This is a genomic window from Methylocystis sp. sgz306128, assembly GCF_056032725.1.
The window spans coordinates 324302-340075 of record NZ_JBVYWO010000001.1 but is presented as its reverse complement, the minus strand read 5'-3'; the positions used below and the strand labels follow the sequence as shown (position 1 = coordinate 340075).

Sequence of the window (15774 nt, the reverse complement as noted above, 5' to 3'; positions counted from 1 at the left end):
CGCAATGATTATCACTTGATCTCTGTACGAATCAGGCAATGAGGGGACAATGAAACTTTATTCGCGCATCGCGGGCCTGGCCTGCATCAGTGCATTGATGCTGGCCGCCGGCGCAGGACTGGCGGCTTCGCCCGGAAAAAAGGACGATAAGGCGAAGGCGGCCTCTGAAATGCCCGCCATCGAGAAGAAATTTCCGACCAAGGTCAGTTTCGACCTGAAAAGCATCAACGGCAAGCCGATCCCCGGCGACATGTTCGTCACGCTGAATGTCGATGATTCGTTTCGCGGCTCGGGCAATGGCGGCTGCAACACATGGTCAGCCACCGTCTATCCGGTGCGCGGTCAGCGCCTTGCCGTCGGCCCCATCGCCGTCACCAAGAAAATGTGCGACAAGGACCGGATGGAGGTGGAACACATGTTCCTGAGCATCCTTCATGCTTCGCCAATGTGGGACACAAACGGCTCGGAACTGACACTCAAGCTGCCGAACGCCGTCATGGTGTTGCAGCGCTCCTTGTAAGCGCAACCCCTCATTTTCCCCGAAAGGGCGGCTGCAGGCCGCCCTTTTGCCTGTTCAGGCCAGACTATAGGTTCCATCCGGCTTCAGCGACATCGTGCGCCGGGTTTCGAGATCCGCACCGCTGCTGTAATGCGCCACAGCCACGATAGCGCAGCTTGGCAGCCGCTTCGACAGCATCTCCATCATATGGCGCGCCGCCACCTCATCCAGCGCCGATGTCGACTCGTCAAGGAAGAGATAGTCGGGCCGCATGAGCAGGGCACGCGCAATGCCTACGCGCTGCTGCTCGCCGCCCGAGAGGATGTTCTGCCACAGATCAACCTGATCGAGCCGGCCCTCGAACGCGCCAAGGCCGACATCGTGGAGAGCCGAGACAATCTCCTCGCGGCTATAGGCGCTGGCGGGCAGCGGGTAGGTCAGCACATCGCGCAGCGAGCCGCTCGGCAGATAGGTGCGCTGGGGCAACACCAGCACCCTTGCCCCTTCCGGCACGGAAATCCGCCCCGAGGCAAAGGGCCAGATACCGGAAAAGGCACGGAACAGCGACGTCTTGCCCGAACCCGACGGGCCGGAAATCAGCACGCGCGCGCCGGGTTCGACAGCAAAATGCTCGGTGCCGGACAGCTGCTGGCCGTCCTGACGCCTGACGACAAGATGTTCGGCCGCGAACCGGTCGCCGCCGGTGACCAGTTGCGCGCCTGCGACCTGCGCCGATTCAGCCAGCCTGATCGAGGCTTCAAAACCGGTGAGACGGGTGACGACCGCCCTGTATTGCGCCAGACTCGAATATGTATCGATAAACCAGGTCATGCCGTCCTGCACCGAACTGAAGGCACCCAAGGTCTGGGTCAGCGCGCCAAGCTTCATGGCGCCGGTAAAATAAGCGGGCGCCAGCAGCAGGATCGGAAAGATCGAGGATATCTGTCCGAAAAAGGCGGTGAACCAGGTCAGTTTCTTCTGCCGCTTGATGCGGGCATAGGCATTGGACAGTACATAAGCATAACGCGCCATCAGGCCGGCCTTTTCACTGCCCTCCCCGCGCAAAAGTGCGATCTGTTCCGAGTTTTCGCGGATGCGCGCCATGGCGAAGCGAAAGTCGGCCTCGTATTTCTGCTGAAGATAATTGAGCTTGATCAACAGCTTGCCGATAAAGTGGGTGATGATCGTGCCCAGCAGCGAATAGACCAGCGCCACCCAGATCAGCCAGCCGGGAATATTGAAGCTGAAGCCGAGCGACGTCAGCGGAAAGGACGCCGAAAGGCCCCAGAGCACGCCGAGAAACAGCACAAGGCGCACAATCGTGCCAAGAAAATTGACGCTGAGCACCATTGTGGTGCCGACAAAGTCATGAATATCCTCGGAGATACGCTGATCCGGATTATCGGCCGGGTCGGCGGTGAGGCGCATGCGGTAATGCATAGCGGGCTGCATCCAGCGCTGGACATAATATTCCGTCATCGACCGCCGCCAGCGGATCTGCAGCATCTGATTGATGTAAACGTTATAGACCGCCGTGACGATGTAGAAGAAAGCCAGCACCGAAAATGTGTGCAGCGCGATGGAGACGGAGGAGAAATTCAGGATCAGCTTGTTGAACGCGCCATAGTCCTTTTCCTGCAGCGCGGTGAAAAACTCATTGTTCCAGACATTGAGCGCCTTGCTGACAAAGGAAATGGAAATTTCAAAGCCGATGGTGATCAGCAGCAGGGCAAGGCCGATCCAGCGCTCTCTGAGGCGGAGCGTACCGATCAGCGGTATGTCGATCTCTCCGGTCTGATTGCTGAGAAAATAGGGAATGGTAAGACGCCAGATGTCGCGTATCGCGCTGAAAAACCCCTGCATAAACGGCGCTCCGAATCGGATCTGAAAGGAAATCGAACCTAGTGTGGCGCGGAATATAGCTGATATAAGGCAGGAGTCGACGATGCACAGCGCCGGCAGCCAAAAACAAAAAGCCCCGGACAAGCCGGGGCTTTTGATGAATTGACAAACCGGTCAGCCTGCTCTTGCGCCATCCACCGAGAAGCGGCCCGCGCCGGTCACCACCAATGCGAGGAAGCCGCCGGCAATGCCGAGGTTCTTCATGAAATTGACCATCTGCATCTGGTCGCCCGTGTGCAGATGGAAGACAAAGCCGAGAAAAAGCGTGAACAGGGCCATCAGCAGCGCCACGAGGCGGGTCTGGATGCCAAACACGATCAGCAGGCCGCCGCCCAGTTCAGCAGCAATGGCCGGATAAACCAGAAAGCCCGGCAGTCCGACCGATGCAATATATCCAGCCGCGCCAGCGGGGTTCATCAATTTCTGGAAACCGCCAAGGACAAAGATAAAGGCGAGAAGAATCCGCGCCGCCAGAAGCAGGAGATTGGTTTGATTATTGTTTTGCATTTTTGCTTTCCCACAAAGTCTGAGCCGGTAGCACCGGCCGATTCATTTCATGAAAAATGCCTAGCAAATTTATATGACGCAAGAAAGGCAGCCAAACAGAAACTCAATCTTGCATAAATGCAAATTGGAGACCTTGCCAAACCGGATTGATCAAATGCTGACAACAAAAAGGGCCGCCATTTCTGGCGACCCTTCTTGTTTGGAATTCTTCCCCTCACCCTAACCCTCTTCCCGTAAACGGGGCGAGGGAATTGCGAGAGCTGCGAGCGAATGTTTTCTAAGCTGCGCTTGAGATGCCATTCCGCCGCACCAAAGCGAGGTGTTCCGCGCTTTGGATTTGTAGACTTCGGGCGAGCGAATGATTTCTAAACTGCGCTTAGAAATCCATTCCGCCGCACCAAAGCGCGGTGTTCCGCGCTTTGGATTTATAGACTTCGGGCGAGCGAATGATTTCTAAGCTGCGCTTAGAAATCCATTCCGCCGCCCATGCCACCCATGCCGCCGCCGCCCGGCATAGCCGGTGCGTCCTTCTTCGGGCGATCGGCGATCATGGCTTCGGTGGTGATCAGCAGGCCGGCAACCGAAGCTGCATCCTGCAGCGCGGTGCGCACAACCTTGGCCGGATCGATGATGCCGGCTTCGATCATGTCGACGAACTCTTCCGTCTGGGCATTGTAGCCGAAGGTCTTGGACTTGTTCTCGTTGATCTTGTTGATCACGATCGAGCCTTCGACACCGGCATTGTCCACGATCTGGCGGATCGGAGCTTCCAGAGCCTTGAGGACAATCTTGATGCCCGACTGGACATCGACATTGTCGCTGGTGAGCTTGGAAACAGCAACCTTGGCGCGCAGCAGAGCCGTGCCGCCGCCCGGAACGATGCCTTCTTCAACGGCAGCGCGGGTTGCGTTCAGCGCGTCATCCACGCGATCCTTCTTTTCCTTGACTTCGACTTCGGTCGCGCCGCCGACGCGGATCACGGCAACGCCGCCAGCCAGCTTGGCCAGACGTTCCTGCAGCTTTTCGCGGTCGTAATCGGAGGTGGTTTCCTCGATCTGAGCCTTGATCTGGGAAACGCGGGCCTCGATCTCCTTCTTGGCGCCGACGCCGTCGATGATCGTGGTGTTTTCCTTGTCAATACGGACGCGCTTGGCGCGGCCCAGCATCGGCAGGGTGACGGATTCCAGCTTGATGCCGAGGTCTTCGGCAATCATGGTGCCGCCGGTGAGGATGGCGATATCTTCCAGCATGGCCTTGCGGCGGTCGCCGAAGCCCGGAGCCTTGACAGCAGCAACCTTGAGGCCGCCGCGCAGCTTGTTGACGACGAGGGTTGCAAGAGCTTCGCCTTCCACGTCCTCAGCGATGATGACGAGCGGCTTGCCGGTCTGCACCACGGCTTCCAGAACCGGGAGCATGGCCTGCAGCGAGGAGAGCTTCTTCTCGTGGATGAGAATGTAAGCGTCGTCCAGCTCTGCAATCATCTTTTCGGAATTGGTGACGAAATAGGGCGAGAGATAGCCGCGGTCGAACTGCATGCCTTCGACGACATCGAGTTCGGTTTCAGCCGACTTCGATTCCTCGACGGTGATCACGCCTTCATTGCCGACCTTCTGCATGGCCTTGGCGATCATGTCGCCGATCGACTTGTCGCCATTGGCCGAGATCGTGCCAACCTGCGCCACTTCGGCGGAGTCCTTGATCTTCTTCGAGCGGCTTTGGATGTCCTTGACGGCTTCAGCCACGGCGAGATCGATGCCGCGCTTCAGATCCATCGGGTTCATGCCGGAGGTGACGTATTTCACGCCTTCCTTGACGATGGCCTGTGCCAGCACGGTTGCGGTGGTGGTGCCGTCGCCAGCCGTGTCGTTGGTCTTGGAGGCCACTTCGCGCACCATCTGCGCGCCCATGTTCTCGAACTTGTCCTCAAGCTCGATTTCCTTGGCGACGGTCACGCCGTCCTTGGTGATGCGGGGAGCGCCATAGGCCTTGTCGATCACGACATTGCGGCCCTTGGGGCCGAGGGTCACCTTCACGGCGTTGGCGAGAATATCGACGCCGCGCAACATGCGGTCGCGTGCGTCAGAGCCAAAACGTACGTCTTTAGCGGACATGTAAAATCTCCTGAACCTTGGGGTTCTCTAGTGAAAATGTAGATTTAGCCGACGATGCCCATGATGTCGGATTCCTTCATGATGAGGAGCTCCTGACCATCGATCTTGACTTCGGTGCCCGACCATTTGCCGAACAGAACCTTGTCGCCCTTCTTGACATCGAGCGGGATGAGCTTGCCGGATTCATCGCGGCCGCCGGGGCCAACAGCAATGACTTCGCCTTCCTGCGGCTTTTCCTTCGCATTGTCCGGGATGATGATCCCGCCCTTGGTCTTTTCCTCGCCTTCGAGGCGCTTGACTACGACACGGTCGTGGAGTGGACGAAATTTCATGTTTCTCTAGTCCCTGATAGCCCTTGTCTGACAAGGGCGGTTGGCTCGAACCTCTGTTAGCACTCAACATCGAGAGTGCTAACAGCTGGGCCTGAGATAAGAATGCCGCCGAAGAGAGTCAAGGGGCGCGCATCAAAAAGAATGCGGCCGAAGCATCGGCCAGCCTGCGGCGCGCGCAGCCCTGAATTGCTGCTTTCCGATGAGCTCCTGCGGCGAACCACAATTATTGTTTCGCTAACCATACAGGTTCATTTTAACAATCGCCGCAAATTTTAAGTTAAAACCATAGCCTTGCAAAGGAAGGGCGTTTCAGAGCCCTGATGTCAACGGAGTGCACAATGCGTCGGCTTTTGCCAAGTATTGCCGGATTGGGCGGCCTACTGCTTTCGGGGTTTGTCGCCCATGGCGCGCCTCTGAGCAACGAACTTGCTCCGCCGCCGGTGATGAACATGCCAAGTCAGGAGATCGATCCGCAATTCCGCCGTCAGGATGTGCGGTTTGACGGGCCTGAAGCGCCCGGCACCATTATCATCGATACGCCCAACAAGTTTCTGTATCTGGTTGAAGGGGAAGGCCGCGCCCTGCGATATGGCATCGGCGTCGGGCGTCCGGGGTTTGAGTGGGCAGGCGTCAAGACCATCTCCCGCAAACGCGAATGGCCGGACTGGACGCCGCCGCCCGAGATGATCAGACGCCGTCCCGACCTGCCGCGCCACATGAATGGCGGCCCGGACAATCCGCTGGGCGCGCGGGCGCTGTATCTTGGCTCCAGCCTCTATCGCATTCACGGCACCAATGAACCGGACACGATCGGCACCAATGTATCCTCCGGCTGCATCCGCATGATGAACGAGGATGTCATCGACCTCTACCAGCGCGTGAATGTCGGCACGCGGGTCGTGGTGCTGGGCGATACATTATAAAAATTGCGCCCGGATACATCCGGGCGCTGCTCGTTCAGGCGCGTGGGACTCTATGCGCTCGACGTATCGTCGAAACCCGAGGAATCATCGAAACTTGAGGAATCGTCATAGCTCGACGAGTCGTCGTAGTTTGATGAATCATTATAGGAAGCATCCGAAACTGCCGGATCCTGCGCGGACTGATCCGACAAGCCCGACGCCTGATCTCCATAATAATTGTTGATGATGGTCTCGCCGCCGCCAACCCCGTATCCGGGGCCGCCGATGCCGCCCATCATGCCGTGCCCGCCGGAGAACAGGCTGCGGATTCCGTCAGCCATGAGCATGCCGCCAGCCACGCCGGCTGCCGTGGTGAGCGCACCGCTCAGAAAACTGCCGCCGCCGGAAGCCGGCGCGCCCCATGGGCCGGGCTGCGGCGCATATTGAGGGGCATATTGCGGCGGAGGCGGCGGCGCATAAGCGCGCGGCTGCGGCTGTTGCACAGGCGGGGCCTGACCAAAAAGGCTGCGGCCAAGCCCGCCAAGAAACGAGCCTCCGCCCTGCGGGGCCTGTGCCTGCTGGTTCTGCAATTCCTGAATACGCTCGTTTGCAGCGGCCAGCGCCTGTTCCTGAACAAGAACGGTCTGCGCCAATGTGTAGGCGGCGCCAGGGTTCTGCACCATCGCGGCATTGATAAAGCGTTCAGCTTCGGCGTCACGCGGGCTTGCCGGTGTTGTGCGGATGCGCTCAAACAGGCCGGTAAGAAGCTGTCTTTCGTCGGGGGTCATCGATCTCTCCCAGTTCTGCGGCAATGCCGCGCCGAACATATGGGATGAGAAAATGACGAATCCAAGACCTGCGCCGCTTTATCCGGCATTTGCCATTCATCATAACCGCAAAGCAGGACGATCAATCCTGCCCGGCGGATTGCCCCGGCTTTGGCCGAAATGGCGGCATTACAGGCCTGCCAGTTCGGCCGGGCGGTCGCCGCCATAGGCCCAGTTCAGCAATGCGATTGTGTGCACGATGGGGATGGCCGTGCCCTTGCCGATCTGCGTCATGCAGCCGATATTGCCGGTGGCGATCACCTGCGGACTGATGCGTTCAATATTTTTGACCTTGCGGGCGCGCAGCTGCGACGAAATCTCGGGCTGGAGCATATTATAGGTTCCCGCCGAACCGCAGCAGATATGCCCTTCCGGCACATCCTTCACCGTGAAGCCGGCGTTGGCCAACAGGGTTTTGGGCAAAGTCGTGATCTTCTGGCCATGCTGCATCGAACAGGCCGAATGATAGGCGACCACCATGTTCCTCGGCGGCTGGGCCGGCAGATCAAGCGTGGCGACAAATTCGGTGATGTCCATGGCCAGCGCGGCGACTGCCGCCGCCTTTTCGGCATAGGCCGGATCATCGCGCAGCATAAAGCCGTAATCCTTGATCGTCGTGCCGCAGCCCGAGGCGGTGATGATGATGGCATCCACCTTGCCCTGCGCAATTGCGCGATGCCAGATATCAATATTCGCCTTTGCAAAGCCAAGGCTGTCATGCTCCCGGCCCATGTGATGCGGCAGGGAGCCGCAACATACCTCGCCCTGCGGCAGCACCACCTCGACGCCGAGGCGGTTCAGCAGTTCGATGGTCTTGTCGTTGATCTCGGGTTTCAGAACGGGCTGGACGCAGCCGCCCAGCAGGATCACGCGTTTGGCGGGCCGCCCGGCGGAACTTGCAGTCCCAGCGGCATAGGTTCCGGGCTTCGAGAGCGGCGAGCGGGTCGGCAGACGCGCAGGCGCAAGATCGACCATGGCCGCCATACGCGCGCCGATCACGGGCAGTTTCGCCAGAACAGGCTTGAACGGCTTGGCGAGCACCGCGCCCAGCAGTGCCAGCCGGAAACGGTTGGGATGCGGCATCAGCCAAGCCAGCACTCCGCGCAGCAGGCGGTCGCTGAGCGGGCGCTTGTAGGTCTGTTCGATATAGGCGCGCGCGTGATCGACAAGATGCATGTAATGCACGCCCGACGGGCATGTCGTCATGCAGGACAGGCAGGACAGGCAGCGGTCGACATGCTTGACCACTTCTTTTGTGGCCGGCTTGCCGTTTTCCAGCATGTCCTTGATCATGTAGATGCGGCCGCGCGGGCTGTCGAGTTCGTCACCCAGCAGCAGATAGGTCGGACAGGTCGCCGTGCAGAAACCGCAATGAACGCAGGTCCGCAGAATCTTTTCCGAGGCAGCCATATGGCTGTCCTGCAACTGGGCGGGCGTGAAATTGGTCTGCATTTAAATCCCCGAATACATGCGGCCCGGATTGAGCTTATGAGCGGCATCGAACGAGGCCTTGACCCCGCGAGTAAGCTGCATCAGTGCCGGGCTCAGCGGCTGGAACACGTCCTCGCTGGCGCGTACACCCTCGGGCGCGCGGATCAGCGTCGCATGTCCGCCGAAGGCGGCAAGCGCATCGCGCACAGAGCCCGATTGCGCCCCGCCGGCAGGCGGCAGGCTCAGCCAGATCAGCCCCCCGCCCCAGTCATAATAATGACGCCCGCCGAGATTGCGCAGCGCGGCCATGAGCCGGGGCCCGGCGCTGGGCGCGGTGGAGATCCGCCAGATGAAATTCTCGCGCGGTTCGGCCACGAATTCGCCATCGCGGATGCCGCGCCAGAGCCTGTCCGATGCCTCGCCTTCCAGAAGATTGGTCTGCGTGAGCTTGGAAAACAGCTTTTTGAGTTCGCCCAGCCGGTAGTCGATTGAAGCCGAGAAATTCTCCAGCCGGATCATGGTGCGCGAGACATCGCGGCCCATGCCGACGGGCAGGTGCGCTGCGCCATTCACCTCGAAGGGCGACCCGAGCGCCTGCGCAAGCACGTCAACGGCCTCCTGCTCGGACAGGCCTTTGATCGTCATCGTGACAGAGCGTTCCGGCACCGGCAGCAGCTTGATCGTCACTTCCGTGATCAGCGCCAGCGTGCCATATGCGCCGCAGTTGATCTTGACCAGATCAAGCCCGGTGACATTCTTCATCACCCGCCCGCCGGTCTTGACGATCTCGCCCGCGCCATTGACGAGACGCAGGCCAAGAATGGAATCGCGCGCCGCGCCTGCCGAGATCCGGCGCGGTCCGGACAGATTGCAGGCGGCCAGTCCGCCGATTGTCGGCTCCCCCGCGCTGCCGAGCAGACCGCGATAGTCCATCGGCTCGAATGGCAACATCTGGCCCTTGGCTTTGATTGCCGATTCCACCTCCGCGAGCGGCGTGCCGGCCCGCGCCGAAATCACCATTTCTGCCGGCTCATAGATGGTGATGCCGGTGAGATTACTGGTGGAAAGCACGGCCTGCGCCGGAACCGGACGGCCCAGAGCCGCCTTGGTTCCGCCGCCCTCTATTCTGAGCGGGGCTGTTGCCGCGCGGATCATCTCCGCGGCTTCCTGTTCTGTGCTGGGTGCGAAAACCTGCATGAAGATTTTTCTTTTCTGAGAGGCCCCTGCGCTTGGCTGCAGGCAGGCGAATGTCACATATCGAGCGGAAAGACCTTGCCGGGATTGAGCAGCCGTCCGGGATCAAACACCGCCCGGGTACGCAATTGCTGCCGCAGATCAATTTCGCTGAACTGATGGCGCATCAGATCGCGCTTTTCGATGCCGACGCCATGTTCTCCGGTGAGGCAGCCTCCGACATCGACGCAGAGCTTGAGAATGTCATTGCCCGCGCTCTCGGCCTTGGCCTGCTCGTCCGGATCATTGACATTATACATGATAAGCGGATGCATATTGCCGTCGCCCGCGTGAAAGACATTGGCGACGCGCAGGCCGTAGGATTGCACGATCTCATGCGTCCGCTTGAGAACATGCGAAAGCTGGGAAGTCGGCACGGTGCCGTCCATGCAGATATAATCCGCGACGCGCCCCGTGGCGCCGAACGCCGATTTGCGGCCCTTCCAGATCGCAGCGGCTTCCATCGCCGATTGCGATTGCTTGACCACCTTGACGCCATGCGCCCGCGCAATATCGATGATGCGGGCGAGCTGGGCGTCCATCTCGACATCGGACCCCTCGACCTCGATAATCAGCAAAGCCTCGCAATCCATCGGGTAACCCGCATGGGCGAAGGCCTCGCAAATGTCTATGGCAATCTTGTCCATGAATTCGATTGCCACCGGAATGATGCCTGCGCCGATGATGGCGGCCACGCAGGCTCCGGCGGATTCGACATAGTCAAAGCCGAAAAGCACGGGCCGCGCGCCCTCGGCGCTGCGCAATATGCGCACCGTGGCTTCCGTGACGACGCCAAGCTGCCCTTCCGAACCGACAATCAGGCCCAGAAAATCAAGGCCTTCGGCATCCAGCGCCTCGCCGCCGATCTCGAGAACCGTGCCGTCGAGCAGCACCATTTTCACGCCGAGGATATTGTTGACGGTAACGCCATATTTAAGGCAATGCGCGCCGCCCGAATTCATGCCGATATTGCCGCCGATGGTGCAGGCCAGCTGGGAAGAAGGGTCAGGCGCGTAGAAAAACCCTTCCGGCTGGACATCGGCGGAAATGGCCAGATTGGTGATGCCCGCCTGTACACGCATGGTCCGGTCGGCAAAATTGACGTTCAGAACCTTGTTCATCTTGGCAAGGCCAAGCACGATCGAATCTTCCTGCGGAATGGCGCCGCCCGCCAGCGAGGTGCCCGCTCCGCGCGCCACCACCTTGACATGATTGTCGTGGCAGAATTTCAGCACGGCGCTCACCTGCTCCGTATTTTCCGGCAGAACGACGGCCAGCGGCACGCGCCGGTAGGCGGTGAGCGCATCCGTCTCGAAGGCGCGGCGCTCATCCAGCGAGGTGATCAGCGATGTCCAGGGCACGAGCGCCGACAGTCCGGCGATGATCTCGTCACGGCGCGACATGATGGAGGCTTCTGGTTGCGGAAAGGGAATGGCGTTCATGGCGGTTCCAGACATTTTCGCTGTGTCTACACTGCTGGCATATATAGTGCTGATTAACAAGAAAGCTCCGGAACGCCAGATATTTCACACCCAAAAGCCCAGCTTTTTCACATTGCGGCAAAACAAGGCATTCAGCAAGCGTCAGTGGCCATCGGCATGCGCCCGCCTGATGCGCCAGACGATATAGGCAATACCCGCAATCACGACAGGCACGCTCAGGGCCGTGAGCACCGCAGTATCCAGCGGCAGCGGCACGATTTCACCCAGCCCGTCGAACACATGTGCGATCAGAGCCACGATATAATAAGAGATGGCCGCCACCGAGAGGCCTTCCACGGTCTGCTGAAGGCGCAGTTGCAGCCGCGTGCGCTCGTTGAGCGCATGGAGGACGTCGCGGTTCTGTTCCTCGATGGCGACATCAACCCGTGTGCGCAGCAGATTGGTGGCGCGCGCCAGCTTCTCGGAAAGGCGCGACTGCCTTTGCTGAAGCATCTGGCAGGTGCGCATGGCAGGGCCCATCCGGCGCGAGAGAAATGCCGAGGGCGCGGAATAATCGCCCCAGGGTTCTTCGCCGATTGCGCTCAGACGTTGGGTGACAATCTCATCATAGGCGGCCGACGCGCCAAGGCGGAAATTGGCGCTTGCGGCGTCAGCCTCGAGTTTTGCGGAGAGCGCCGTCAGTTCATCGAGCAGGCTGCGATCGGAGGCAAGCCCGCCCGCCGTGGTCATGCTGCGGGCAATCAGGGTGAGAGAGTCCTCGACATGCTGCACCGCCGGAGCAAGGCTTTGCGCCATGGGCAGGCCCATCAGCGCGAGAGTGCGGTATGTTTCGATTTCAAGCAGGCGCTGCGCCAACGCGCCGGCGCGGTAGGCGCTCAGGTCCAGATCGCCGACCAGCATCCGCACGAAACCATTGTCACGGCAGCGAAAATCCGTCGCCACGCATCCTGCCCCCTTGGCCACTTTGCAGGCTGCAAGCGAGGTGAGATCGAAACAGCGCTCCATGCGCGTCACCACATCGTCAAAATCAGCGATCTTAACGAGATGCATGTCCACAGCAACGATCAGCGGCCCCGGCTGGGCGAGAAAGCTGGTAAAATCCATCAGTTCCTCGGCGCGCGGCGTAAACCATTCCGCGCCCTCTCCCGCCATGCCGAAAGTGTAAGTGCAGAATTCGGCGTGGCTCTCGAAGCGCAGCACCCTGTCGCCGAAAATGACGCGGTGATGACGTGCATCGGGCTCGGGGCGCGGCACATTGTGCTTCAGGCAGAATTCGGTCAGCGCCTGCACGGCGCCGCGCGCCGCCTGCTGATCGGTCTGGAAGGCAAAATGAAAGAACCGCCGCGGCGAACGCACGAGATGAAACGGCCGCGCATGCACCTCGCCGGCAGCGACCGAACGCAGGGGATGCGCATTCAGCCCTCTCGGCGTTGCGGCTTCATTCTGTTGCATGAATCGTCCCCCTGCCGATGCGCCGCGAATCTATATCCGCAGCGCGGCATCTGATCGTTTGACGAACTACAACAGGGCGGTGCATAAACTGTCAAGAACGTGAATCTGCGAGGACCACCATCTTGAGCGAGACACCCCATAGACCCCGGGTCGGCCTTTTCGTGACCTGCCTTGTCGATCTGATGCGGCCAAGCATCGGCTTTGCTGCGGTCAAATTGCTTGAGGACGCGGGCTGCATCGTCTCCGTGCCATCGCAGACCTGCTGCGGCCAGCCGGCCTTCAATTCGGGCGACCGGGCCACGACAAAACAACTCGCCGAACAGGTTATGGCGGCCTTCGCCGATGTCGATTATGTCGTGGCGCCTTCCGGCTCCTGCGGCGGCACATTGGCGCGGCACTATCCTGAATTGTTTGCAGATGATCCCAATCTGGCGGCAAAAGCACATGATTTTGCCCAGAAATGCCACGAACTGACCAGCTTCCTGACGGATGTCCTTGGCGTGCAGAAGGTTGCAGCGCGCTTCAGCGGTACGGCCACCTATCATGATTCCTGCTCGGGCCTGCGTGAACTTGGCGTCCAGAGCCAGCCGCGCAAACTTCTGGCCAGCGTCGACGGCCTGACCCTCACCGAAATGAACGAGAACGACGTGTGCTGCGGCTTTGGCGGCACGTTTGCCGTCAAATATGGCGAAATATCCGATGCCATCGTCGAGAAGAAAGCCGGAAACATCACGGCGTCAGGCGCACATATGCTGCTTGCCGGCGATCTTGGCTGCCTGATGAACATGGCGGGGAAATTGTCGCGGCAGGGGTCGAAAATCGAGGTGCGCCATGTGGCGGAAGTGCTGGCCGGCATGACCGATCTGCCTCCCATCGGCGCGCCGCGTCCGGAGGCAAAGCCATGACGCATGTCTCCACCTCGCCGCAGTTCAAGGCCAATGCCCATGAGGCGCTGCATGACCCGCAGTTGCAGAAGGCCATGCAGAATGTACGCACCGGCTTCATCGACAAACGCGCCAAGGCCGCCGCGCGTCTGCCGGAATTCGAACAATTGCGCGATGCTGCCCGCGACATAAAAAACCATACGCTCGCGCATCTCGACCTTTATCTCGAGGCCTATGAGGCACGGGTGAGGGAGAATGGCGGCCATGTGCATTTTGCCCGAAATGCCGATGAGGCGCGGTCGGCCATTCTCGATATTTGCAGGCAGCACGGCGCAAAAACCGTCACCAAGGGCAAGAGCATGATCTCGGAAGAGATCGCCCTTAACGAAGCCATCGAGGCGGCAGGAATGGCCGCTGTCGAGACCGATCTGGGCGAATATATCATCCAGCTGCGGCATGAAACGCCAAGTCACATCATCGCGCCCGCCGTCCATCTCAACGCCACGCAGGTGGAGGAGGACTTTCGCCGCGTTCATACGCATCTTGATGCGAACCGCGACCTCAGCCAGCCGGTGCAGCTGCTCTCGGAGGCGCGCGCCATCCTGCGCGACAAATTTCTCGCTTCCGATATCGGCATCACCGGCGCCAATTTCCTTATCGCGGAAACAGGCTCGTCCATCATCGTCACAAATGAAGGCAATGGCGATCTGACGCAGATCCTGCCGAAAGTCCATATTGTGATCGCCAGTCTCGAAAAGCTGGTGCCGACGCTCGATGACGCAGCGCAGATCATCCGCGTTCTGGCGCGTTCGGCTACTGGGCAGGAAATCACAGTCTATTCGACCATTTCCACCGGGCCGCGCCGCGATGGTGATCTCGACGGCCCGCAGGAATATCATGTGATCCTGCTCGACAATGGCCGGTCCAACATGCTCGGCACCGAGTTTCAGGACATGCTGCGCTGTATCCGCTGCGGCGCCTGCATGAACCATTGCCCCGTGTATCACGCGGTGGGCGGCCATGCCTATGGCTGGGTCTATCCCGGGCCGATGGGCGCTGTGCTCACGCCGTCGCTTATTGGCGTCGACGAGGCCGGACAACTGCCCAACGCCTCCACATTCTGCGGCCGCTGCGAAAGCGTCTGCCCTGTGCGCATTCCCTTGCCCAAGCTGATGCGTCACTGGCGGGAAAAGGAATTCGAGCGGCATCTCGCCCCGGCCACCATACGCTCCGGCCTTGCGATCTGGGCGTTTTTTGCCCGAAAGCCAGCCCTCTACCGGTTGGCTACACGCATTGCCATGACCAGTCTGGCGCTGCTCGGGCGGGCCAATGGCAAATTCTCCTGGCTGCCGCTGGCCGGCGGCTGGACAAAATATCGCGACCTGCCCGCGCCGCAGGGCGGCACATTCCAGAGCCAATGGCGCAAGCGCCGATAGACATCAGAAAAATTGGATCCTCGCATGACCAGCGCCAGAGACGATATTCTTGCCTCCATCCGCCGCTCGCTCCATGTCTCGGGTGAGGAAGCACCGCGGCGCGCCTCTGTGACCGCGCGCCTGACACAGCCCCCCAAGGGTATTCTGCCGGAGCGCGGCGCATTGCAGGGCCGCGCCCTGATCGAAAGGTTCATCGACGAGGCAAAGGCGACATTCGCCAGTGTCGCAGAAGTCGGGAAGGCGCAGATTCCCGCCGAAGTTGCACGCTACCTGCGGGATAATAATCTGCCTGCAACCCTGCGCATGGGGCAGGATGTCCGCTTTTCAGACCTTGACTGGACCGACACATCGATCGATATCAGTCATGGCCCGTCCAGCGGCCACGATCTCAATGCTCTGTCCCATGCCTTTGGCGGCGTGGCCGAAACAGGCACACTCGTACTCATTTCCGGCCCGGACAATCCGACAACGCTGAATTTCCTGCCCGACAATCATATTGTCGTTCTGTCCGCCGCCGATATTGCGGGACATTACGAAACCGTGCTCGGCCGCATCCGGGAGCGCTTCGGCGCCGGGCGGATGCCGCGGACAGTCAACCTGATCACCGGGCCCTCGCGTTCGGCGGATATCGAGCAGAAATTGCTTCTTGGCGCGCACGGGCCTCGAAATCTTCACATCGTCATTTACTAGCCGTCTCGGATTGCCCGGTGCCTGTCGCCGCGCGAAAGCCGACTTTGGCCGCGCAAGCGACCCTGCTGCCCGTCCTTTCCGGACTGCGGCTTCGAATCCGGCTTCTACTGGTATGCGACAGGCTGT

14 protein-coding genes are annotated in these 15774 nt (G+C 60.1%); 5 read left to right on the top strand and 9 right to left on the bottom strand.

All coding sequences use genetic code 11. From position 1 onward, the window contains the following. The first annotated feature begins 49 nt into the window (after positions 1 to 49). Entirely contained in the window at positions 50 to 520 is a 471-nt protein-coding gene (locus AC0N03_RS01575; RefSeq protein WP_474286642.1) for an META domain-containing protein, read from the top strand. 54 nt (positions 521 to 574) lie between these two features. Here AC0N03_RS01575 and AC0N03_RS01570 read toward each other — a convergent pair whose 3' ends face one another. The 4 genes from AC0N03_RS01570 to groES all read right to left on the bottom strand — a co-directional run bounded on the left by AC0N03_RS01570 (position 575) and on the right by groES (position 5351). Further along, positions 575 to 2362: an ABC transporter ATP-binding protein/permease gene (locus AC0N03_RS01570; RefSeq protein ID WP_474286641.1), complete on the bottom strand. Its 1788-nt coding sequence runs from the start codon at positions 2360 to 2362 to the stop codon at positions 575 to 577. 153 nt (positions 2363 to 2515) lie between these two features. Continuing rightward, positions 2516 to 2908 carry a DoxX family protein gene (locus AC0N03_RS01565; protein ID WP_474286639.1) on the bottom strand — a complete coding sequence of 131 codons (393 nt, stop codon included), beginning with the start codon at positions 2906 to 2908 and terminating at the stop codon, positions 2516 to 2518. A gap of 464 nt (positions 2909 to 3372) precedes the next feature. Then, a complete protein-coding gene (gene groL, locus AC0N03_RS01560) occupies positions 3373 to 5019 on the bottom strand; it encodes a chaperonin GroEL (protein WP_474286638.1) in 1647 nt (548 codons plus the stop codon). 44 nt (positions 5020 to 5063) lie between these two features. Next, on the bottom strand, positions 5064 to 5351 hold the full coding sequence (gene groES, locus AC0N03_RS01555; RefSeq protein WP_474286637.1) for a co-chaperone GroES: 288 nt from the start codon (positions 5349 to 5351) through the stop codon (positions 5064 to 5066). A gap of 320 nt (positions 5352 to 5671) precedes the next feature. Here groES and AC0N03_RS01550 point away from each other — a divergent pair, with 320 nt between their 5' ends. After that, positions 5672 to 6274, top strand: coding sequence for a L,D-transpeptidase (locus AC0N03_RS01550; RefSeq protein ID WP_474286636.1), 603 nt, complete (start codon positions 5672 to 5674; stop codon positions 6272 to 6274). Between the two features lie 50 nt (positions 6275 to 6324). Here the strand turns inward: AC0N03_RS01550 and AC0N03_RS01545 are convergent, their stop codons facing one another. From AC0N03_RS01545 to AC0N03_RS01525, 5 genes are all read right to left on the bottom strand, one after another. Then, complete coding sequence (locus AC0N03_RS01545; protein WP_474286634.1) at positions 6325 to 7041, bottom strand: DUF2076 domain-containing protein; 717 nt, start codon at positions 7039 to 7041, stop codon at positions 6325 to 6327. 168 nt (positions 7042 to 7209) lie between these two features. Next, entirely contained in the window at positions 7210 to 8532 is a 1323-nt protein-coding gene (gene glcF, locus AC0N03_RS01540) for a glycolate oxidase subunit GlcF (protein WP_474286632.1), read from the bottom strand. Beyond that, the gene (gene glcE / locus AC0N03_RS01535) at positions 8533 to 9708 is read right to left on the bottom strand and encodes a glycolate oxidase subunit GlcE (protein WP_474286631.1); all 1176 of its coding nucleotides are present in this window, start codon (positions 9706 to 9708) and stop codon (positions 8533 to 8535) included. Between the two features lie 53 nt (positions 9709 to 9761). Next, positions 9762 to 11186, bottom strand: coding sequence for an FAD-linked oxidase C-terminal domain-containing protein (locus tag AC0N03_RS01530; protein ID WP_474286630.1), 1425 nt, complete (start codon positions 11184 to 11186; stop codon positions 9762 to 9764). A 141-nt stretch (positions 11187 to 11327) separates the two neighbouring features. Then, on the bottom strand, positions 11328 to 12638 hold the full coding sequence (locus tag AC0N03_RS01525; protein ID WP_474286627.1) for a DUF3422 family protein: 1311 nt from the start codon (positions 12636 to 12638) through the stop codon (positions 11328 to 11330). 122 nt (positions 12639 to 12760) lie between these two features. On the opposite strand from AC0N03_RS01525, the gene AC0N03_RS01520 reads away from it, so the two are divergent. Genes AC0N03_RS01520 through AC0N03_RS01510 form a run of 3 tightly spaced genes read left to right on the top strand, consistent with a single transcriptional unit; the run spans position 12761 to position 15648 of the window. After that, positions 12761 to 13543 carry a (Fe-S)-binding protein gene (locus tag AC0N03_RS01520; protein WP_474286626.1) on the top strand — a complete coding sequence of 261 codons (783 nt, stop codon included), beginning with the start codon at positions 12761 to 12763 and terminating at the stop codon, positions 13541 to 13543. After that, the gene (locus AC0N03_RS01515) at positions 13540 to 14958 is read left to right on the top strand and encodes a LutB/LldF family L-lactate oxidation iron-sulfur protein (RefSeq protein WP_474286625.1); all 1419 of its coding nucleotides are present in this window, start codon (positions 13540 to 13542) and stop codon (positions 14956 to 14958) included. Before AC0N03_RS01520 ends, AC0N03_RS01515 begins: the two co-directional genes overlap by 4 nt. 24 nt (positions 14959 to 14982) lie before the next feature. After that, positions 14983 to 15648: a LutC/YkgG family protein gene (locus AC0N03_RS01510; RefSeq protein ID WP_474286624.1), complete on the top strand. Its 666-nt coding sequence runs from the start codon at positions 14983 to 14985 to the stop codon at positions 15646 to 15648. The last annotated feature ends 126 nt before the right edge of the window (positions 15649 to 15774 follow it).